Annotated in this window: 14 protein-coding genes; 10 read left to right on the top strand and 4 right to left on the bottom strand. The window is 40.1% G+C overall.

Translation table 11 applies throughout. From position 1 onward, the window contains the following. The first annotated feature begins 2 nt into the window (after positions 1 to 2). The 4 genes from AACU32_RS11415 (at position 3) to AACU32_RS11430 (ending at position 2,848) form a co-directional block, all read left to right on the top strand. Complete coding sequence (locus tag AACU32_RS11415; protein WP_096599676.1) at positions 3 to 695, top strand: MBL fold metallo-hydrolase; 693 nt, start codon at positions 3 to 5, stop codon at positions 693 to 695. A 122-nt stretch (positions 696 to 817) separates the two neighbouring features. Beyond that, complete coding sequence (locus AACU32_RS11420; RefSeq protein WP_096599677.1) at positions 818 to 1,357, top strand: rhodanese-like domain-containing protein; 540 nt, start codon at positions 818 to 820, stop codon at positions 1,355 to 1,357. Beyond that, positions 1,354 to 2,211 carry a sulfite exporter TauE/SafE family protein gene (locus tag AACU32_RS11425; protein WP_096599678.1) on the top strand — a complete coding sequence of 286 codons (858 nt, stop codon included), beginning with the start codon at positions 1,354 to 1,356 and terminating at the stop codon, positions 2,209 to 2,211. The genes AACU32_RS11420 and AACU32_RS11425 overlap by 4 nt, the downstream gene beginning before the upstream one ends. A 211-nt stretch (positions 2,212 to 2,422) precedes the next feature. After that, positions 2,423 to 2,848, top strand: coding sequence for a hypothetical protein (locus AACU32_RS11430; RefSeq protein ID WP_096599679.1), 426 nt, complete (start codon positions 2,423 to 2,425; stop codon positions 2,846 to 2,848). 129 nt (positions 2,849 to 2,977) lie between these two features. Here the strand turns inward: AACU32_RS11430 and AACU32_RS11435 are convergent, their stop codons facing one another. Next, complete coding sequence (locus AACU32_RS11435; protein WP_096599680.1) at positions 2,978 to 3,718, bottom strand: dienelactone hydrolase family protein; 741 nt, start codon at positions 3,716 to 3,718, stop codon at positions 2,978 to 2,980. A 94-nt stretch (positions 3,719 to 3,812) separates the two neighbouring features. Further along, positions 3,813 to 5,018, bottom strand: coding sequence for an AAA-like domain-containing protein (locus AACU32_RS11440; RefSeq protein ID WP_096599681.1), 1,206 nt, complete (start codon positions 5,016 to 5,018; stop codon positions 3,813 to 3,815). Between the two features lie 1,205 nt (positions 5,019 to 6,223). On the opposite strand from AACU32_RS11440, the gene AACU32_RS11445 reads away from it, so the two are divergent. Both AACU32_RS11445 and AACU32_RS11450 read left to right on the top strand, forming a co-directional pair. Continuing rightward, positions 6,224 to 11,377, top strand: coding sequence for a hypothetical protein (locus tag AACU32_RS11445; protein WP_339377780.1), 5,154 nt, complete (start codon positions 6,224 to 6,226; stop codon positions 11,375 to 11,377). A 489-nt stretch (positions 11,378 to 11,866) separates the two neighbouring features. Next, complete coding sequence (locus AACU32_RS11450; RefSeq protein ID WP_096599682.1) at positions 11,867 to 12,214, top strand: ArsR/SmtB family transcription factor; 348 nt, start codon at positions 11,867 to 11,869, stop codon at positions 12,212 to 12,214. 29 nt (positions 12,215 to 12,243) lie between these two features. On the opposite strand, the gene AACU32_RS11455 is transcribed toward AACU32_RS11450, so the two are convergent. Then, positions 12,244 to 17,763 carry an nSTAND1 domain-containing NTPase gene (locus tag AACU32_RS11455; RefSeq protein ID WP_339377781.1) on the bottom strand — a complete coding sequence of 1,840 codons (5,520 nt, stop codon included), beginning with the start codon at positions 17,761 to 17,763 and terminating at the stop codon, positions 12,244 to 12,246. A gap of 206 nt (positions 17,764 to 17,969) precedes the next feature. On the opposite strand from AACU32_RS11455, the gene AACU32_RS11460 reads away from it, so the two are divergent. Then, positions 17,970 to 18,944 (top strand): 2-hydroxyacid dehydrogenase, encoded by a 975-nt coding sequence (locus AACU32_RS11460; RefSeq protein ID WP_096599683.1) that lies wholly within the window; start codon positions 17,970 to 17,972, stop codon positions 18,942 to 18,944. Between the two features lie 739 nt (positions 18,945 to 19,683). Beyond that, entirely contained in the window at positions 19,684 to 19,881 is a 198-nt protein-coding gene (locus AACU32_RS11465) for a DUF2795 domain-containing protein (protein WP_339377782.1), read from the top strand. 95 nt (positions 19,882 to 19,976) lie between these two features. Here the strand turns inward: AACU32_RS11465 and AACU32_RS11470 are convergent, their stop codons facing one another. Continuing rightward, positions 19,977 to 20,177, bottom strand: coding sequence for a hypothetical protein (locus AACU32_RS11470; RefSeq protein WP_096599684.1), 201 nt, complete (start codon positions 20,175 to 20,177; stop codon positions 19,977 to 19,979). A gap of 330 nt (positions 20,178 to 20,507) precedes the next feature. On the opposite strand from AACU32_RS11470, the gene AACU32_RS11475 reads away from it, so the two are divergent. Beyond that, a complete protein-coding gene (locus tag AACU32_RS11475; protein WP_096599685.1) occupies positions 20,508 to 21,608 on the top strand; it encodes an iron-containing redox enzyme family protein in 1,101 nt (366 codons plus the stop codon). 120 nt (positions 21,609 to 21,728) lie between these two features. Continuing rightward, complete coding sequence (locus tag AACU32_RS11480; RefSeq protein WP_096599686.1) at positions 21,729 to 22,424, top strand: class I SAM-dependent methyltransferase; 696 nt, start codon at positions 21,729 to 21,731, stop codon at positions 22,422 to 22,424. The last annotated feature ends 93 nt before the right edge of the window (positions 22,425 to 22,517 follow it).

Raw genomic sequence — 22,517 nt, forward strand, 5'->3', positions numbered from 1 at the left:
TCATGTTATTTAGACAACTATTTGACCCAGAAACAAGTACATATACGTATTTAATTGCCGATCGCGCGACAAAATTTGCTGTCCTAGTTGATCCAGTATTAGAGCAGGTGGAACGAGATCGCAAATTGCTCAATGAACTGGGACTAACTCTAAAATACTGTCTAGAAACCCATATCCACGCCGACCATATTACAGGCACAGCCAAACTACGGGAGTTAACAGGTTGTCTGGGGATTGTGCCGGAAAATGCCCAAGTTGCCTGTGCAGACCGCTTGATTAAAGATAGAGAAATATTAGAGTTAGGGAGTGTGAAAATAGAAGCGATCGCAACTCCTGGTCATACCGACAGCCATAATGCCTATCTAGTTAATGGCACTCACTTATTAACTGGAGATGCGCTGCTGATTCGTGGCTGTGGAAGAACTGACTTCCAAGGTGGGAATGCACAAGCCATGTATGACTCAATAACGCAAAAATTGTTCACACTACCAGATGAAACCTTAGTTTATCCCGGTCATGATTATCGCGGACACACAGTTTCTACCATTAGTGAAGAGAAGCAATGGAACCCTCGGTTAGCCGGACGTAACCGCAGTGAATTTGTGCAATTGATGGCAAATCTCAACCTACCCCAACCCAACAAAATTATGGAAGCCGTCCCAGCCAACCAGCGCTGCGGTAGCGTTGCAGCTTAATTCAAATATAGAGAACTCAGTATAAAGGCGTAAAAAACCGAAGTATATAACGAACATAAATATACTTCAAAACCTCTTCACTTCTGCCCTCTGCCTTTTCATAACTACAAGGATAAAATTCGATGACTACTTCTGGTGTAAATAGATTGCAAACAGTGAGCGCCCAAACTCTCAAACAGCTGCTTGAACAAAAAGCTGTGACACTAATCGATGTTCGTGAACCAGCTGAGTATGCAGGCGAACATATCCCAGGCGCAACCCTAGTTTCCCTATCTAACTTTGACCTTCGCAAGATTCCTCAAGATGGTAGCATCGTTCTCTACTGTCGCTCAGGAAATCGCTCGACAATGGCAGCCCAAAAGCTGTTTACTGCTGAGTTTGCAACAGTAACTCATTTAGTCGGTGGTATTGGTGCATGGAAAGAAGCAGGTTTACCTACTACAATCAACCGCAAAGCCCCAATTAGCCTACTGCGACAAGTTCAGATGATTACAGGTTCCTCAGTAGTAATCGGTACATTACTAGGAGTATTTATTTCTCCCTGGTTCCTCCTTCTCAGTGGCGTAATGGGAGCAGGGTTAATCTATTCAGGCATCACAGACACTTGTATATTGGGGATGATGCTGGCGAAACTACCGTATAACCAGCGGAGTAGCGTATGACACTGTGGATTATTGGGCATCTACTAGCTGCTGGTATTGGGCTAAGCTTGGGCTTAATTGGCGGTGGTGGTTCAGTGCTGGCGCTGCCAATCTTAGTTTACGTCATGGGTGTACCGCCAAAATCTGCGATCGCTATGACTTTGGTAATTGTCGGTACAGTTAGTTTATTGGGACTGATTCCCCACTGGCGAGCCAAAAATATTAGCTTAAAAACTGCAATTATCTTCGGTTCCGCTACAATGTTGGGTGCATTTATCGGAGCCAAAATTGCCACACTCCCAATAGTTACCGAAAGCTTCCAAATGATGCTGTTTGCAGTCATGATGTTGCTAGCAGCAGTGTTTATGATTCGCCGTAGTTCTAAGCCTACCGCCGCAGATCCACAACTAGCATTTTATCCTCGACCAGTTTGTAAATATTGCTGGTTATGGTTAATGACTGAAGGCTTAGGAGTTGGAGTACTAACTGGGTTGGTGGGTGTAGGTGGTGGATTTGCCATCGTCCCAGCCTTGGTACTCTTAGGAAATGTACCCATGAAAAAAGCGATCGGTACATCACTGCTGATTATCGCATTTAATTCAGTTGCAGGTTTTTTGGGCTACCTGGGACAGGTTTCTCTCAATTGGAGTCTGATATTATCCTTTATTTTGGCTGCAAGTTTAGGAACAATTCCCGGTGCATACTTAGCTCAGTTTGTACCAGCCCAAAAACTTCAGAAAACCTTTGGTTATTTTCTTTTAGCAGTTGCAGCCTTGGTATTAGTGCAAAATCGCCAACATCCGCAATCATCTCAAATACCAAAACACAGTTTAGATCTAAGGATAGCCAAAAACTACCCAGGCGATCGCACTTGATTGTGAATAGATCCGCCACTGCTTTGAGAAGTCAGGCATCTAAAAGCAGCGAATTTTCACAAATCATCTAGGATTGCTGTATCATCTTTGAGCGATCGCCTCAACATAGCATATTTCCCTAAAAATTTCCGTAAAATATCTCTTTTACAAGTTATTTATTATACGTATATAATAAACATATACTTTTTTAATAGTAAGTGAAAAAAGTTATATGAAACTAGTTAAAAAATTTTTAGCAATATGTTTTCTCTTATTTGGTATTCCATTTTCTGTGGCGATGATGCTAGAAATTATTAATCCCAACACTACACCTAAAGACAAAAACGATGCTGTAGCAGCTTTAACTATTCTGACCGTTCCCTCAACAGTCTTAGGAGGCTGGTTGAGTTGGTCATTATTACAGCAGAAGCGAAAAGAACAAGCATTACTTGTGGCATCAGAACAAAAGCGTCTTGACTTAGTATTCTTAGAATTAATAGATAACAATGCCGGCAGCATAACAGTATTCCAACTAGCGCAAAGTTCGGAAATACCAATCCAGGAAGCTAAACAATATTTAGATGAAAAAGCCAAAGAACTCAATGCTACTTTTGAAGTGAACGAACAGGGCAATATTTTGTATCGATTTACTGTGTAAAAGTAAGCATCGCACCCCACCCCTTAATCCCCTCCCCGCAAGCGGGGAGGGGAGACAAAGCACAGCTTTGGCGGGGTGGGGTTCTTCGGGTTTAGTAAATAATTAAGCGGACATAATATCAGTTATTCTTCAGTTTGCAAACATAGTTTCTAAGAAACTGACTATTTCCGCCCAAGCAGAAGTAGCAGCAACCGCATCGTAGCGATAACCATCATCACGCATAAATGTATGCTCTGCTTCATACATCAGAACTTTGTGAGGGATATTTGCATTCTCTAGCGCTTTAATTATCGTTTGACGGTCGGGTTCTGGGATATGCGGGTCAAGAGTACCAAAAACCAAAAGCATCTGGCCTTTAATTTCACTCACCCGATGGATTGTATCAGCTATGCCCTGACCTAGCTTACCACTGGGGATGCCGGTCGGGTAGCAGCAGACAGAAGTTTTAATTTCCGATTGAAAAGCAGCGCGGAAAGCTAAATGTCCACCAATACAAAAGCCGAGAGTACCGATTTTACCAGGAGAAACGGAACTTTCTGTTTTGAGAAATTCAATTACCGCCCGACAATCAGCATCATAATCCGCGATCGCCGTTCGCCGTGCATCATCATTTCCCCGCATCCGCCCTAAATCATCTGGTTCAATCACCATCCCAATTGGCTCCAGGCGATGAAAAATTTCTGGTGCTGCTACTACATAGCCAAATCCTGCTAAGTAGTTAGCCAGACGAATGATTGCACCACCTAACTGATAAATATCACTGTAAAATACAATACCAGGGTAAACTCCGGCTGCTTTAGGCGCGGCTACATAGACACGCATTAAGCTGTCATTTACTCTTAACTCGACATTGCGCTTAGTAATTTGCACTTTTTTGTCTCCGGGTTAAAATTGAGAACAGCTTGCTGCCGTGATGCCAAAGAAGCATCCTTTGATTATTTCTCTTTTCCCCAGAACCAAAGAGTCATCGGGAAACAATTTTCAATGCTATAGGAGGCGCCCAATCAATATTTTGCTTCAGACTCCAAGACTGTTCGTGTAAATACTGGCTAAAAATTTCCGTATCAGTCCCAGTATTAAGCAGTACAGTTTCTATAGGCATCTGATGTATGACACTATGATAAAGTGCTTGACGTACTAAATAAGGAAATCCTCCTGTAAGTTCCATTAATACTTCTAGTTGAGATTCTGTAAGTTCCAGCCTGTGAAGCTTTGCTAAATCTTCCACCTGCAATCTGGTAAATGGGGGTAGGTCAATTGTTAACCCTAAATTAAAAGGATAGTTATGCTTATTTAAATTCTCATAAATCTGGGGAGAATTAACAATTATTAACCGCAGATTTTGCCAAATTAATATATCTCGATTTTCCTCATACCACGAAGAAAATAATGTCAGAACATCAGGGTAAATCTCAGGATATTCAAATAACTTATTAACTTCATCTACAGCCAAAATAACCGGGTGGGAAATTTCCGGTAATAAATAATTTTGAAAATAAATAGTACAGTTCATCAAAGCTCCCATTTCTTCATCCCAACATTCTTCTAGCTTTGACTCTATTCCTAACTGGTAGGTAACATTAGCACAGAACCAACGCAAGAATTTTTCTAATGAAGTGAAAACTTTGGTTTCAGCCCGATGTAAACTTAAACGGACAGTATGATAACTATGAGATCTGCCATAAGCCAAAATTCTTGACATGAGAGAAGTTTTTCCCATCTTCCGTGGCGCTTTGATGTGGATAAATGCATGAGGTTGCAAAATTTCTTGATAACATATCTGTTCTAAACCACGTTCAATATAAAAGCTAGAAGCCAGAGGAACTTGTCCTTGTGGAGGTTCTAAATCTAGCTTGTGTTGCTTTTGTATCTGCGGTAATTTAGTCTGAAAAAATGTCAATTCTAATCGTTGCTCTAGCACAGCACGGCAATTAGTTCGATTGACTTTTACCTCGAAAATCTCAGAAAGTAATTGCCATAATTTAGGAGCAACTATTTGTCTAATATAATTTTTAGAATAGTTATTTTCTCCAGCAATTTGTGCATAATTTTTTTTATATTCTGCCAGAGATGCAGACAGGATAGCTTTTTGAATAAAAGAGAGCGATTTTCCTGTTTTATTAAAAATTAATGCTTCTGTAGTTTCGAGAATTTGTTCTATGCTGCTCATTTATTTTCAAAACCAAAGATGTTTTATCTGCGAATTCTTTTAGCCATTACTTTTGTTGACTAGTTAAGCCAGTAACTTTAATCATAAAGAAGCTAATTCTAAGTCTGCACAGATAAAGTCAGCATTAAATAAATAAGCTAACTCTCAGGCAACACCCTGCAAAGAAATCTGGTTTAAATTCAGATACTGAAAATCTCTTTACTTCGCTATATAGCGTTTGAGAATTTCTTGGTAACTCATTGTTTTGACTAAATTTATACTAACAATAAACAAACTAGCACACACAATAAATCCGAAAAATTTAACAAATTATTTATATTTTTTCCTAACATAACTTAATTTTTTATCTCAAAACATATGAAGTTTATGCATTGACATAAACTCATAAATATGCATAATAATCATAATTAACTGACAAAAGGTAACTGCCTAGCTAATAGTCTTAGAAGAAAAGAAAACAGAGACATTATTTTGTCATCCGTCAGTAAACACTTGCAAGAGATTAAGACCACGCTGCGATGCAGTCGAAAGAAAGAAACGTATATTGGCGAATGAAAGCGCCCGAAATTTTCTGCTTCCGTCAGAAACGATAAAATATCACCCCTCAAGTTTTGAAAACGCAACAGCAAGTGATTACCAACTCGTGGTTTCAGCCGTCTTCGATTACCTTTAGGGGTTAACGGTGTCCGGAAAAAGTGAAAATCAAGCCCAATCTTGAGAATTTGCGTTCCTGCTCTAACTTCTCTATTTTCGCTCTTTTTCTTCCATACTGATGCATAAACACTACCATAAGTCATCTGTCAATAGAAGAATTCTGACAATCCTACCTAGGTAGTATGGTTACAACTTCAGAAAAAGGTAATCTTTTCAAGAGGTGTACCTAAGGGAATACAGTAATGGCAAACCCAGGACTCGCAAACACATCCTGTTTGACATCGGCGCGATCGCTTTAAATTGTCACCAATACTTAGGCAGTACTATCAAGACTAGTCAGTTGGCAAACAAGTCCAAATATCTAACGCAGAGATAAATATATGACATTTATGACCTTGTATTATTTCTGGCAAAAGTGTTTAAATAGACTAGCACATTAAGTAATAACATCAAGTTTATCCACAAAATTTCTGTCTACTGCTTGGATTTCCATTGCAAATGCAAATATGAAATTATTTAGTTTCATCAACAAGAAAAAAAAGGAAATAAACATGAATAAACAGGCAAACTCTGCACCTGCTGTAGATTTAGTAATCATCATTGATACTAGTGCGTCAATGAGAGATGAAGCACGGAATCTCAGTGATGCGGCTGCCAGTGCGATCGCCAAAGCTAAATCTAGTTGTCCTTCAGATTTAAGAGTAGTTTGGCTGGGTATAGAAAGTATTTGGAAAGGAACAAACTTCGACCAAACTATCAGAAATTATCTCACGCAAACAGCTAAAGTAGCGGAATCAAAACTCCGGGGAAGAAAAATCGGCACAGTAAAATCTGCCGGAGCGCAAGAAGATGGCGCGCGTGCCATTGAAGATATTTGTGAACACTTTAATTGGCGCGCAGGTGCAGCGAGAGGAATTTTTTATCTCGGTGATGAAGCACTCGAAGGTGGTGGAGATAAAACAGAGCAAAAAGATATTCAAGCCGCTGATTTAGCTATCCAAAAAGCCCAAAAAGCAGGAGTTACGGTTCACACCTATTTTGGCACTTCTAATAGCAAACATCAAGAAGGAATCAAAAGCGAATATGCGAGAATTGCGTCCTCAACAGGGGGGCAATTTTTTACAAATAAAGATGCTATCAGTGGTTTTAGTGCCGTCTTAGAAAAAGTTATCTGCGGTAGTCGGACACCTAACACAATCACCACACCTAAAACTATAAAACTCCAACCAGGGGCAGTTTATATTCAAGATTGTGTCACCAATCAATTAAGCAAACTCTATACCCTAGATTTAGTTACAGGAAAAGCTGCTTTTATTGGCGAGATAGTTACAGAAGTTTCTGATATTGCTTTTGTCGGTTCCCAACTATATGGACTCGACCGCGAAGGCGAAAAAACTCGATTAGTGAAAATTGACCTGAATTCAGGTAATGCTACTGTAATCGGAGATATAGGCTTTGCCGCCGCAGGTTTAGCATATAATCGCCAGCGTCAAGCCCTCTACGCCACAACAGCTAAACAACTAATTGCGATTAATCTCGACACAGGTAAAGGTACGCCAGCAGTAACAGTAGCAGATAAAGACTTCAACTGTGGCGAAGTTGCCTTTAATGCTGAAGGTAAAGCTTATATTACCTTGATTGGTTACGACAAGAAGAAGTTATTAGCCAGCACTAACTTGGATACAGGTGAAGTTAAAACTATTGGCGATATAGGTTTTGCTGATGTCGCCAGTATGGAATTTGTTGGTGATGTTCTCTATGGCGTAACCGGCAACTTTTTTAACTTAGGTAAAGACGGACAATTAATCCGCATTGATACTAAAACCGGCAAAGGCACATTAATTGCTACCACTGAACCAGTCGGGCGTTGGGCTGGTATCAGTCTTTATGAACCAGTTACAGCAGCAACAACAGTAATCACCTCAGAAGCACAATCCCAAAAAGCAAAAGTTCCCCAAGCAATTACAACTGCTAAAAAGGAAAGCATGAGTATTTTAACCATCGACACCAAAAACAATTGTTACGTTATTGATGCCAACCAAATGAACAATTTGCAACAAAATGTTGCTAGTTCATATGTGTTTGAAAAAGGTACTTACGACATCAGAATTACTGGTGGTCGCTATAGTTACGCTAAGACAAAAACCGAAGGTGAACCTTTCGTTTTACTTTGGATATATGGTGTCGATGGTCATACCTTCATCAACAAAAATACAGGGTTTGAGGTTGGTGCAACCTGGACAACTTTAAATGGCTATAATGATACCCTGAAGTTAGAAGTTAAAGAAAAAGCAGTTCTCAACGCCTTATTCTTTGATGTCAACAATGCTGAGAATAATGGTGCAATTAATCTGGCAATTAGCAGCAATAAGCCATTTTTTAACCCTCAGACATTAACAGTAGACAGCAAACGCAATTGTTATGTTCTAGATGAAAAATATCTTTCTAGTCTGAAACAATCTGGTGATAATTTTGTTGAATTAAATCCTGGTAATTATCGGCTCAAAATTCGTGAAGGAAATGCTAGCTATTGGTCAGAGAACAAGCAGTTCAATATCGAACCTTGGGCTTTAATCTGGCTCAAAGGTGGAAAAACTATTACCAAATTGACTGGAATTGAAGTTGAAGAAACTTGGCTGTCATTGAATGGATTGAAAGATGAAGTAGTTTTAGAAGTCAAAGAAAAAACTACGCTAACAGGTTTATTTATTGACACCTTCAAAGACGATAATGAAGGGCGAATTATTCTAGCGATAGAGGAAGTTAGTGTAACTGAACTGACTGAAAGATATCAAAAACAAGAAAAGACTTTTACAAGTGTAACAACCGAGACTGTCACGAATATTGAAGGTAATAGTGGAAATGTAAATCGGGAACCAATCGGTGTCAGTAGCTCGATGAACTTCAGCTTCAGCTTTAACGACGAAGAATTTAAGAAAAAATGGGAGCAGCAGTTACAGCAGATTAATGCATCTATTAAAGTCATCGATCAAGCTGATGTCACCCTGGAAGCTAAGTATTGGGATCAACTGGAACAGTGGCTTTTAAAGAACTACGAGAAGCACTTCAAAAACCTGTCCGTAGAAATCGCGAAAGTCAGATTTTCGATGGATGCTTATCAACAGCAGATGGAGTTTAATCTCAACCAGTATTTACAAGGTTGGTCTAGCTATTTAGACAAGCTGCTCGCAGATAAAATCAATGTCGAGATCACAACTAGAATTAACCAGCAAATTAACCAATACGTTGATCAAACTTTTGAGCAAAGAATCCGTAACAACGTTGGCTTAATTGTCAACAATATTGTTAATAAGCAGGAACTCAACCAGTATATTGACCGCCATGTCAATCAACAAATTGACCAAACTTTTGAACAAAGAATACGTAACAACGTAGGCTTAATTATCAACAACCTTGTCAACAAGCAGGAACTTAACCAGTATATTGACCAGCACGTCAATCAGCAAGTTGACCAAAGCTTCGAGCAAAAAGTACGTAATAACGTTAGCTTAATTATCAGCAACCTTGTCAATAAGCAAGAACTCAACCAGTATATTGACAGCCATGTCAATCAGCAAGTTGACCAAAGCTTCGAGCAAAAGATCCAAAATAACGTTGAATTAATCATCAACAGCATCGTCAATAAACAGGAACTCAACCAGTATATTGACAGCCACGTCAATCAGCAAGTTGACCAAACATTTGAGCAAAAGATTCAAAATAACGTCAACTTAATTACACAAAGTATTGTTGCTAACAATACGGAAATCAACAAGTACGTCAACCAGCAAATAGACCAAACCTTCGCCGACAAAATCACGAATAATGTTGAATTAATTGTCAACAGCATCGTCAATAAGCAGGAACTCAACCAGTATCTTGAGCAAACCTTCGAGCAGAAGATTCAAAATAACGTCAACTTAATTACACAAAGTATTGTTAGCGACAATACAGAAATCAACCAATACGTCAACCAGCAAATAGACCAAACCTTCGCCGACAAAATCGCCAATAATGTTGAATTAATTGTCAACAGCATCGTCAATAAACAGGAACTCAACCAGTATATTGACAGCCATATCAATCAGCAACTTGACCAAAGCTTCGAGCAGAAGATTCAAAATAACGTCAACTTAATTACCCAAAGTATTGTTAGCAACAATACGGAAATCAACCAATACGTCAACCAGCAAATAGACCAAACCTTTGCAGACAAAATCACCAATAATGTTGAATTAATTGTCAACAGCATCGTCAATAAACAGGAACTCAACCAGTATATTGACAGCCATGTCAATCAGCAACTTGACCAAACCTTCGAGCAGAAGATTCAAAATAACGTCAACTTAATTACGCAAAGTATTGTTGCTAACAATACAGAAATAAACCAATACCTCAACCAGCAAATAGACCAAATCTTCGGGGACAAAATCAGCAATAATGTTGAATTAATTGTCAACAACATTATCAAGAAGCAGGAACTCAACCAATACATTGACCAACATGTTGAGCAAAAATTAGACCAAAGTTTTGAACAAAAGATACGCAACAACATCAAACTAATTACTCAGAATCTCATCACGGAGAACACTGAGCTTAACCAGTACTTTAGCCAAGAAATAGACAACAGCTTTGAGCAAAAAATCCAAAATCACATTCAAGTGATTACCGAAAACATTATCAATGATAATGATGTCTTCAACAATTACGTTGACCACCGCTTACAGCAAACTGTCAACCACAATACTGATGTTAATAACAATATTGTCAACCTCGTTGCTAACAGTAATCAATTTACCACCAGGATTGAGAATATCCGCAACGAATGGAATGAGACATTTATCAGTTTAGTGACACAGCGAGTTGATGACCTGATTCATATCATCGGTGGTAGAGAAGCATTCATCAAATTAATTACTCAGAACGTCGTGAATAACAATACTGATATTAATCAGTACGTCAGCCAGCAAATTGACAATACCTACGAGCAAAAGGTAAAAAATTATGTCAAATTAATTACTCAGAACATTGTGAATAATAATGACGTATTAAATCAGTACGTCGATCAGCGCTTACACCACAATGTCACGAACAACAACGTGATCATTAACCAAATCTTTGATAACGAGCAAATCACCCAGAAGATTCAGGCTATCTTCAACGATAATTCTCAAATTCACCAAAAGATTGAAAATGTGGTGATCAATAGTACGGAAATTAACAACCGGATTCTCAATTTCGTTGTTAACAGTACGGAAATTAATAACAAGATTAACAACGTCTACAGAGACATTGACATCAAAATTGAGAATGTCCGCAATGAGTGGAATCAGTCATTCATCACTCTGGTGAGACAGTACGTTAATGAACTCATCAACATCATCGGCGACAACGATACATTCAATCTGCGAATTGCGAATGTAATCAACTTTAAAGTGGATGAACTGCTCAACCAAATCTTGAGAATTAGAAACGAATTGACGGTGATTATTCACAACGCAGACAGAAATCTCTATGAGTGGACTTTGGGCGAATTGATGGCGATTAAAGGCTGCTTAACAGATCGCCAAGCTCTTGTTGAGCAGTTAGTTACTTTCAGTTCAGAACTGAGAGTTAAGCTGGATAATACCAACTGCGTAGATATCAATACTTTCAAGCCGTTTAAGCCCCTCTCTATTCCCCAGCAGTTACCAGGAAACAAATAACTCGGTTTGATCTGAGCATCTTCCGGTAAATTAACTACAAATAGACCTCTCTCCTATGAGGAGAGAGGTTTTGCTTTGATTTTCTGCCTATAGGGCGTGTTTTAAATGTCAAAGCAAATAGAGCGTCTTGTGTAAGTGTGCGATCGCTCTTGTAACTAGCGATGTTTGAATTGTCGAAGCGATCGCAGTTTTCAATTACACCGACTCTGTAGAAGCTACTTTTGAGTCTGGGTTTGATTTTAACCGTGTAATGGTGGCTTTACGAGCGTCTGACCTTGTTAAACAAAGTTCTAACCTTGTTAAAGAAAGTTCTGACCTTGTTAAACAACCAGCAAAAATCTGGACTGTTCGCTAGGCACTGATAAGATTACTGCATACACCAAAAGATTGTGGATGTTCCCTACAATATCTCATAGCCAATTATTTGGCAGCCAGATTATACTACCATATAGTAATATAATAAATGTATGCAAATATTAGAGAATCTTTATGTTAGAAAATTCACCTGCTGCTCTAGGGCAAATTGCTGATTATTTTAAAGTACTATCGGAAATTAGCAGGCTGCAAGTTTTATGTTCTTTGAGGTCTGGTAGCAAAAATGTCACAGAAATTATCAATATAACTGGACTGGGACAAGCTAATGTGTCCAAACATCTGCAAATTCTCACCAAAGCGGGGATGATTAAGCGTCAACCCCAAGGGGTGAGTGTGTTTTATGAAATTACAGATCCATTAATTTTTGATATCTGTGAACTAGTGTGTGCGCGTCTTTCCATTCGTCTGGAACAGCAATCGCAGCAGTTGAAGCAGTTAGAGGCGTTAAGAATTAGTCATTAGTCATTGGTCATTTGTCATTTCGAGTTATTTTAATTATCGCAGAGATGGCGATCGCTCTGATTTACATTTGGGTTATTTTGTAAGTAATCTTTGATACGTAAGCAGCCGCGTTGGCGTAGGTCGGTTAAGTCTAAATTCCATTGCTTTAAGCCAGTATCCTCACTTGCACTCATCAGTGTTTTCCCATCGGGACTGAAGCTGATGCTATTAATTTTACCAGGATGACCGAGTAGGGTTTTGAGTAAAGTGCGTAGTTTACCGCCGTAGGCATCGCGGATATTCCACAGTTTAATTTTACCGTCTGCGCTGCCAGAAGCTAGTATTTGGCTATGGGGCAGAAAACTCAAGCTGGTGACACCGCTGGAATGTCCGGTGAGGGTGTTGATTAAAGTCCCGTCAGCGACGTTCCACAGTTTGATGGTATTGTCTAAACTAGCAGCGGCGAGGATGGTGTTATCGGGGCTGAATTTCACAGATGCGATCGCTAGTCCATTTCCCTGTAAAGTTTTGACAAGGCTACCATCAATGCGCCAAAGTTTTACGGTGTTATCGTCACTACCAGAAGCCAGCATTTTCCCATCAGCACTAAAACTGACGCTGCGGATTTTATTTGTATGTCCTGTTAAAGTTTGGAGTAGTTTTTTATCTGCAAGTTGCCAAAGTTTTACCGTATTATCGTCACTACCAGCAGCCAGCATTTTACCATCTGGGCTAAAATCAATGCTAGTTACTCGCTCTGTATGTCCTGTGAGGGTATGAAGTAGAGAACCATTTGCTATATTCCACAATTTAATCGTTTTATCCTCACTTCCAGCCGCGATAATTTTGTTATCTGGGCTGAAATCTAAGGCATAAATTATCTGTTTATTACCTGAGATAGATTTGATAAATACTCCATCTCTGTGCCAAATTTTAATTATCCCATCCCACCCAGCCGCAGCAAACATCTGGTTATCTAGGCTGAAATTCACGCTATAAAATTTACCTTTATCTAGGTTATTTAGTGGATTATTGACTTGCCAAAGTCTTACAGTTTTATCAGCACTAGCAGAAGCAATCATTTTACCATCTTGGCTAAAGCTAATACTATTAATTCTGCCACCATGTCCTTTTAAAGTTTGGTTGATTGTATATTCTATTGGGGATGTATCTTGATTATTCCAGATTTGCACAACTGCGTCATCATCAGCAGAAGCTAGCATTTTCCCATCTGGACTAAAGCTGATGCTGTTGATTTGATTTGTATGTCCTTCTAGAGTTTGTAAAATTTTGCCTTGACGATTCCACAAATTGACAGTTTTATCGCCACTGGCGGAAGCGATAATTTTCCCATCTGGGGTAAATTTCACACAGGTAACTCGTTCTTTATGTCCTGACAGAGTTTGCAGCAACTTCCCATCTGTAGTTCGCCACAGCTTCACCACATTATCTTCACCACCCGAAGCAATAATTTGATTATCTGGGCTAAAGCTAACAGTATTCACCCAGCCATTATGAGCATTCCAGGTATTGATTATAGTGCCGTCAATCCGCCATAACTTTAGAGTTTTATCTCGGCTAGCAGAAACCAGCATTTTACCATCAGGACTAAAATCAATACTATTTACCCAATCAGTATGTCCAATAAAAGCTTTGATGAATTTGCCATCTATATTATATAGTTTGATAGATTTATCTGTACTGGCAGCAGCAATCAATTTATCATCTGGGCTGAAAGCTAGATATGTAAATCTATTTTGATTAGTGGTAATAGTATTGATTAACTTTCCATCTGCACGCCAGATTTTAATTGTTCTGTCATCGCTAGCAGAGGCGAGAATTTTACCATCGTGGCTAAAACTCACAGCGTTAACTTCTTGACTGTGTGCTTCCAAGCGATTGATTTCTTGAGTTTGCGCTACAGCTTGCTGGAGAGTGGCGACGGTTGCTAATTGCATATCTTTATTTTGTGTAGATACTTGGTTAACTTCTCGCCCAGCTTTCACACTAGCAATTAAAGCTTCAAGTTGCTGATGGGATAATAATAATGCTGACGATGAAGCATTTAAAGCTGAAATTTCCCGTAACTGCGCCGCTTGTTTTTGGAAATAAGCGAAAACGCCAAAACCGCTAGCCGCAATACCCAAAACACTGATGACAACAATCGCCCTTTGCGCTTGGCGTAGACGCTTTTTTTGTTCAAATTGTTGGCGTTTTCTTTCTGCTAAACAAGCAGCAATAAAAAGTTGGACATCTTGGGATAATTCATCGGTATATTTAATATAGATTTCTTCCGCCTCAGCTAAACGGATACCTTGCAACAAAAAATCAGATTGCTCCTGATTATGTTTCCATAAAGCTGCGGCTTGTTCAATTTGACGCTGCGATCGCAATCTACTCCGATTTTCTTCTAACCACCAGCGCAAAGTTGACCAATGACGTATCAGAATTTCATGGGCTACTTCTATTGTTACAGCTGATGCCGGCAGAGAGATAATCTGATCGTTAGGACTGACACGGAGAACTTCTGACGCGGGGACGCGGAGAGATTTTAATGATAGATTACCCGAACTAGATATGACAGCATCGTTTTCATCCCCATGTCCCCGCGTCCCCGCATCTCCCCCACTCCCCTCATCATCCACATTCACCACCACCAACTTCGCAGCAGTTAATACTTGCAGAGTTCTTTCCACCAACGCAGCGGGATATTTTTGCACCACCAACTCTGATTTTAATACTCTGCGTCTGGTATCTTCTGTTCCTTCACCTAATTGGGTGAGAGAGAGAAAAATCCACCTAGCACAATCTTGAGCTTGTTTATCTAAACTTTCGTAAACTGCTTGCGCCTTCCGTTCCAAAGCGCCTTTAATTCCACCCACCTGTTGCTGATAAGCTGCTAGAGTTAGTTCGCCCTCTTGGCGGAATTCCCACAACTGTTCTAGGACAAATTCTAACAGAGGTAAATCGCCAGCCGAGTGGTTTAACTCCTGTAGCAAAACTTCCACCAATTCCGACTCGACTTTTAAGCCGACTTGTTGGGCTGGATTAATCATGACACGACGGTAATCGCGATCGCTTAAATTCGGCGGAACCAACACACTAGATTCTTGCAATAAACTCGCCAGTGCGGGAACTTCCAAGCAAGGAGCGATAAAATCAGCCCGCAAAGTAATGACTAATTTAAATTTATCAGACGCATATTCTATTGCTCCCAGCAGCAAATCTAAAAACCGCTGTCTATCTTCACCAGGCGCAAGAGTAAACAACTCCTCAAACTGATCCACCACTAAAACTACCACAGACTCAGGACGACTCCGCAACCAGTAAACAAAGCCTTCCACCCCCTGGTAGAGCATTCCCTCAAGGATGAGGTGGGGAGAGGGGGAAGACAAGGGAGAAATATTACTACCCTGTCCCCCTTGTCCTCCTTGTCCCCCTTCCCTTGTCCCCTTATCCCCTTGTCCCCTTCCCCCTCCCTCTCCCAATCGCTTCGCTAACTCTTCCAACGGACGCGCACCGGGACGCAAGCTTTTAATTAACCAAGAATCACTTCCAGCTAATTGTTTACCTGGACGTAATTGCGCAATTAATCCAGCTTGCACAACTGAAGATTTACCGCTACCAGAAGCACCAACTACAGCTAAGAAAGATTTATGTGCTATTTGACTAATTAAATGCTGGGTTAAAGATTCTCTCCCGAAAAAATATTGTGCATCATCTTCAGCAAAAGCCCTTAATCCTCGGTAAGGACAAATTCGTAAATCTAAAGCTGATTTTTTATGAATGCGTGCGCCAGTTGTGGCGGGGATAATTTCAATTACACCTTGAGTTCCTGATAACCAAAAATTCAGGGGTAAAAATGGGGTGCTTTGGGTTTGGGTAGACAGTTGCACTTGCAATTGGGTAATCCACCCAGCTACAGATAAACCAGCATTTTTATTCGCAGGTTTTAAAGTTGTAATTAGTGTTTGGGCAAATAACTCTGGATTATCTTTTGGGGAAGTTCCCGCGATAATACATTGTCCTTTCTCCGATTCCAACCGCAAATCATCAACCCAATCTTGCAGAGAAGAGACAGTAGTTGCAACTACCGGAAAATCTAAAATAATGATTTGTTGGGCAATTGGCGAACGGCGTAATTGTTGTCTTAACCAAGAACGACTCAGCCAAATATCATCTGATATTAATAATGCAGCTTCCCCAGTCGGAGTTTCTTCCAATCTTCCGCGTAGATATAACAATATTGTTGCGGCTTCCTGCAAAGGACGCTCTGACGCGGAGACTGAGGGACGCGGGGAATTATCAAGAGAAAATTCTGAGGTTTTTTGATAATTCTCTCTCAAATCAAAGGCTTGGTTAGGTAATGAACCATCATTATTATTAGCAAATATACGCTTTTCTCCCTCTCCCCGCGTCTCCCCATCACCGCGTCCCCGCGTCCCCGTGTCTCCCTCTCCTGCTACCTCATCTACTTTGCGATAAGCTAAACCTAAACATTGTTGAATCGCAACACGAATATCTTTAGCAGTAGTTTCCCCCGGACGAGGCAAATATTCCAACTCAAAATTGCCAGTGTCAAGCAATATCTTACTCAAATCGAGAGTCGTCTGAGAACCACTAAATCCCTCAATTACCAGTGCTAATCTCAAAGAATTCGATTCGGCGATCGCCGGAATTGCACCAAGTACTAACTCCCCCACTCCTTCGACAATGCGCTTGGGCGTTTGTAAGGGATACTCGCTAAAAAGTTGGGTGTCTCCCTTGCCGCGTTTCTGCTGATTAATTAAGCGTAATTGTTGATTAGTTTTATCTATATATTGTAACGTTTGATGATAAACATAGCGATAAAGTCCATCAGCAAAAATTACACCTTGGGCATCAGCCGCATCACCATTTAAACCCCGTGTTAAATAATAAGTAAATACCCCATGCCCCAATTCGGGAAATTCCCAAGATTGTTGATTAACATCACAGGAAAGTAACGCATAAAACCCCTTACTTTTACCCGCATTGCGTTGCAAAACCTCAACTAATTGCGGAGTCGGATTCAGTAAAGTTTCTCCTACTCCCCTGAGAGTCATTCCCCCACTATGACAAGCATCTAGCCAGACTAACTGATTTTGTGCCCCGCTTTTACTCAACTGTGCCAAAAGTTCTTTCACAGGTAAACCAGTCTGTTCTAAATTATCTTTATGAGTATCTGCCAAACACAAAAATGCTTCTTGAGTATTTGGTTGTAAGATGCCATGACCAGAAAAATAAAATAAAACTGTGTCAATCGCTTGCACATCAGCGGCAATTTGCTGTAAACTTTCCCTAACAGTGGATAATAGTGGCAATTGCTGGGCAAAATCGTGATAGATTTTTACCTGTGTTTGGGGAAATTGTTCCTTTGTTGCAACAGCTAAAGCTTCAGCAAGAACCTGACAATCAACTGCGGAATAACGTAGAGAAGGAAGTTCCTCATCTTGATATTGATTCACACCCACCAGTAACAACCACAATTTGGGGACAATTGTTTGTTTAGCTTGACTTGAGCGACTTGTAGATACAGCGCGTGGACACATAAGTTAATGGGCATTGGGCATTGGGCATTGGGCATTGGGCAACAGTCTGTAGGGGCGGGTTTATTTAGATCATTGCTGATCCACGAGGATATCTGTGAACCCGCCCGTACAATAGTCAACCATCAACCATCAACAGTCATATATTCGTCCATGATTTCACTATAGGTTGAGTGCGATCGCTTTATGCAAGATTTTGAATAACTACTATGTCTGTACCTCAAGTCTTTATCACACGCCGCTTACCTGCTAGTTTAGAACAACTACAGGCGATTGCACATGTAGAAATTTGGCCGGAACGTCAACCACCACCTTATGATGTTCTCCTAGCAAAAGCCCAGGCGGTAGATGGATTATTATGTCTGTTAACTGACAAAATTGACCGGCAATTAATCACAACCTCTTCACTCAAAGTCATTAGTCAGATGGCGGTAGGTTACGATAACATCGATATCGCCGCAGCTACAGCCCAAAAAATTCCCGTAGGAAATACTCCAGGTGTCTTGACAAATGCTACCGCAGATTTAACCTGGGCGTTACTCATGTCCGCAGCTAGGCGAGTTGTGGAAGCAGATAAATTCACTCGCGCGGGTTTGTGGAAAACTTGGGAACCAGATTTATTATTAGGACCAGATGTAGCAGGTGCTACTTTAGGTATTATCGGCTTCGGGCGCATTGGACAAGCGGTTGCTCGTCGCGCCCAAGGTTTTGAGATGAAAATTTTGTATACAAGTAGACAAAGATGTCAGCCGGAGGTAGAAGAATCACTGAAGGCAGAGTTTGTCAGCTTAGAAACTTTACTCCAAGAATCCGACTTTATCACCATTCATACACCAGGCGCTGAGGATACATATCATCTGTTGAGCGATCGCCAATTTGCCTTAATGAAACCCTCAGCTATCTTAATTAACACAGCCAGAGGCACGATTATCGACCAAAATGCATTATATCGCGCACTGTCGCAAAAACAAATAGCCGCAGCAGCTGTGGATGTCACAGAAATCGAACCCCTATCAATGGATAGCCCGTTACTGAGTTTAGATAACTTAATTATTACACCACACATCGGTAGTGCCAGTAGGCAAACACGGGCAAAAATGGCAGCAATTGCGATCGCAAATCTCATCGCTGGATTAACAGGCGATCGCCTTCCTCATTGCGTGAATCCAGAAGTTTACAGTTAACAGCAAAGCGATCGCTCTCAGCGTTATTTCAATCCCCGCAAGGGGATATTTGCTGACAATTCAGTTTTGCTCACGAGTTTCCATCCCCTTTGGGGGCGAGGTCAGTGGAAAGCTGACGAAATATGTTAGCCCTAAAAGTCTCGTCGCCATGTTTTCATCCCCTTTCGGGGCAAGGTAGGAAAGCCAAAAAAGCTAATGTACCAGTAAGTACATCAATGTTTCCATCCCCTTTCGGGGCATGACACAGCGTATCTTTAATATATAAATATATAATTTTTCAGCTTTTAAAGTCAAATTTGTGACTTATTTGTTACAAATAACGAGTAATTCCTGAGAAATTTCCGCCAAAGTGCGATCGCTTGTAAGTGTAGAGCATAACTGACGCAATTCTTCGGGCTTTTTCACCTCCGGGTGCGGCTAATCGCACAAAAGCTTACCTTTGTGGGCTACCGGTTCCTGCGGGCGTTTTTTCGGGTAAGCGAGAGAACTTTTTTCATCACAATTGAGTCAACAAACCTACCATTCGCCAACAGCATCCTGAGAAAAAATCAAAAATCTACCATTAGTATGATGTAAAAAAAAATTGTAACTTTTGATTGTATAAGTGATAACAAATAGTTAAAATAGACTCTGATTAACTACTCACCTGCCTAAAAAGAGTCAGCAAATTCATCTGTAAGATAAAAATTCAGTGGCTTTAACATTTAAATGCCGATAATTAGTATTCAGGAGAATTACCATGATGAGTACAGTAAACTCGGTACAACTAAATAAAAGCTTGAACGAACTTAATTATCCAATTAGCAAAAAAGACTTAATTAAGAACGCAGAAGAGAAAGGTTTCGACGAGAAAGTGCTGCGGGTGTTGAAAAAGATACCTTATCAAGATTATGAAACCTCCATAGATATCAGCGAAGCGATCGCAAAACTCAAATAGAAAATCAATTCCCACATTTCAACCGCCCCCAAACAATCGAGGGCGGTTTTGTACTTTATATTAATTAGTGAATTTACAACTTATGCACAATGGCTTTATTTGAGCAGCCTTGTTACCCTAACATCATATTCAGTGCCATGTGGATGCTCGTTTTTAGCTTTCTGGAATGCCATACCATCAGCTTTTTCTTTTGAAGGAGCATCAATTTCGTATCTTGTCGTTCCGCGTTGATAAGTATTATCCGTTTTATCGGCAAATTCCTTAATATCTACCAAAACCTCGTATGTATGAACCATTTTGGAGCCTCCATATGTGCAATCTGCACGCTAATTGAGGAATACCTTCAGTATACGGGCACACAAAGGTAGCAGTTCTCAAACTAATACAATTCTTTATCGAACTTGAATAAAGTACTCACTCAATTAAAGGAATAGTTACAAAATAGATTATGCAGTTTATTTCTCAATCTTTTGACATATTTATCAACTTTTCGATAATGATATGCCCCGCAAGGCTTAATTTTTCTTTATAACCAGAGAAAGAGGTAAACAAAGCTACAAATGTGGAAATTTAAGTATATGAGATGAAATTTTTTTTCACATCTTGGCAAGGCTACCTAATATTCCATGCAAAACAATCTGGTTATGTTCCCCAACCTGAAAGGTACAGGGAATACTACACAAATAGCCCAAAAAACAGCTACCAAGTATAAGAATGCTGAACAGCAATTTATAGAGCTGCTAGCTACAGAAAATTTAGATAATCAACTGGAAGAAGACGCTAGCAAAGTCTGGGACTTTGAACAGACCTTATCAACAGCAATAATTGCTGCTTATGGAAACGGCTGTGGTGATAAACAGGCTCATCGATTTCTGCAAAGAATACTGTACCGAATTAATCGGCTAAAGTTTTTTTGGTATGACGATTTGCGGCACTATGAAAATGAGCGATCGCTTTATTTGTTATCATGTCGTAACAAAATTGAAGCGGCTTGGCAAGAGTGGGAACTATCACAAATCGATGTCTCAGCATTGCAACAATTAGATGTGAAACAAGCACTGATTGAACGCGCCACTGTCGATGTCGATCCGCCTTTATCACCGGATAGTCGCTACATTCGTGAAGAAATGAGTGAAGCAGGTTACCGTCACTTACTAGCCATTGGTTCCTTTGATGGCTTAGTAGAAGGTAGTCGGATGACCTCTATTTTAGGCGGTGCGGCGAATGAAGTGCAGTGTACCCTAGTCCGAGTATTTTTAGAAGAATACGGCAACGGTCGCTTATCTCGCAAGCATTCAACATTTTTTGCCCAAATGCTAGCTGAGTTTGGGATGAATACCCAACCAGAAGCATATTTTGATTTAGTACCTTGGGAAGTTTTAGCTTGTGATAACCATAACTTCTTAACCACAGAGCGTAAACGCTATTTTCTCCGTTACAGTGGTGCATTAACCTATTTTGAAGTAGCTGGCCCCGCAGCATACAGAAATTATCTCACAGCAGCGCAACGACTGGGACTGTCAGCGGCGGCGATGGGTTATTGGGAATTGCACATCAAAGAAGACGAACGCCACGGTCGTTGGATGTTGGATGATGTGGCTTTAGCTTTAGCCGAACAGTACCCCAATGAGGCGTGGGAATTGGTACTGGGGTATGACCAAGAAAAACTCATGGGCGATCGCGCTGCGCAAGCTGTAGTTCGTTCAATACGCGAACAAGAAAAATAGCTAGTAGGATTCCCAATCTTCAACAGACAAGGCTTTCTTTAGTGATGATGCGATCGCTAAAGAAGCGGTTCTTGCTGCCTAAATCTAATTGATTCTACATTAAATTTAAATTGAGGTCACATGAAAGAAATATTTTTCTGCCCAGAAGAATCTAATTTCTACTCAAATTGTTTAGAAAACTTAGTTTTGAGAAATTGCCAAAATCCTGAGTCAATTGTTGAATTTGGTTCCGGCGATGGTAGCCCAGTCATCAACTCCTTACTGAGAAATAAATTTGAGGGAGTCATCCAGGGATTTGAATTAAATACCTCTGCTTGGAAAGCTGCAAATTTAACCATTGATGAATATAACCTCACCGACAAATATATCATCAATAATTCCTGTCTCTTTAAATCTGATAAACCTGAAGCTAAATATCTCGTCGCTAATCCGCCCTATCTCCCTGCACCAGATCCAGATATTTATATGCCATTATTATTTGGTGGCATAGATGGCGCTACAGTCACCAATAATCTGTTGTCTTTGGGTTATGAAAACGTGCTAGTTTTAATTTCTAGTTATTCTAACCCTAATAGTACCATAGAACAGGCAAAAGATTATGGATATACAGTGAACAATTTTGTCGTTCTCCCGCTCAAATTTGGTCATTATAGCTCCGAGCCAAAAGTTAAACAGCACATTGAAGAATTGCGGAAACACAAAATGGCATTTTATTCTGGTGAATATTACTTTTTGGCTGGAGTTTTATTTACTAGATGCCAAAATAATCAAACTGATTTATCTCAAGAACTAGCTCAGGTATTAACGAGTTTGTAATTATATACTTTCGGAAGTAAAATACAGCAAATCTTCTAGTAGAGACGTTTCATCAAAAGTCTCTACTAAGCTGATGTGCAGCTAAATTATATA

This window comes from Calothrix sp. NIES-2100 (assembly GCF_963875285.1).
Lineage (GTDB): Bacteria > Cyanobacteriota > Cyanobacteriia > Cyanobacteriales > Nostocaceae > Aulosira.

Bases quoted from the DNA above. Each gene is read 5' to 3' on its own strand.
- AACU32_RS11470 (WP_096599684.1), bottom strand. From the start codon at position 20,177: ATGGTTCATACATACGAGGTTTTGGTAGATATTAAGGAATTTGCCGAT.
- AACU32_RS11425 (WP_096599678.1), top strand. From the start codon at position 1,354: ATGACACTGTGGATTATTGGGCATCTACTAGCTGCTGGTATTGGGCTA.
- AACU32_RS11440 (WP_096599681.1), bottom strand. From the start codon at position 5,018: ATGAGCAGCATAGAACAAATTCTCGAAACTACAGAAGCATTAATTTTT.
- AACU32_RS11450 (WP_096599682.1), top strand. From the start codon at position 11,867: ATGTTAGAAAATTCACCTGCTGCTCTAGGGCAAATTGCTGATTATTTT.
- AACU32_RS11465 (WP_339377782.1), top strand. From the start codon at position 19,684: ATGATGAGTACAGTAAACTCGGTACAACTAAATAAAAGCTTGAACGAA.
- AACU32_RS11455 (WP_339377781.1), bottom strand. From the start codon at position 17,763: ATGTGTCCACGCGCTGTATCTACAAGTCGCTCAAGTCAAGCTAAACAA.
- AACU32_RS11480 (WP_096599686.1), top strand. From the start codon at position 21,729: ATGAAAGAAATATTTTTCTGCCCAGAAGAATCTAATTTCTACTCAAAT.
- AACU32_RS11420 (WP_096599677.1), top strand. From the start codon at position 818: ATGACTACTTCTGGTGTAAATAGATTGCAAACAGTGAGCGCCCAAACT.
- AACU32_RS11430 (WP_096599679.1), top strand. From the start codon at position 2,423: ATGAAACTAGTTAAAAAATTTTTAGCAATATGTTTTCTCTTATTTGGT.
- AACU32_RS11460 (WP_096599683.1), top strand. From the start codon at position 17,970: ATGTCTGTACCTCAAGTCTTTATCACACGCCGCTTACCTGCTAGTTTA.
- AACU32_RS11415 (WP_096599676.1), top strand. From the start codon at position 3: ATGTTATTTAGACAACTATTTGACCCAGAAACAAGTACATATACGTAT.
- AACU32_RS11445 (WP_339377780.1), top strand. From the start codon at position 6,224: ATGAATAAACAGGCAAACTCTGCACCTGCTGTAGATTTAGTAATCATC.
- AACU32_RS11475 (WP_096599685.1), top strand. From the start codon at position 20,508: ATGCAAAACAATCTGGTTATGTTCCCCAACCTGAAAGGTACAGGGAAT.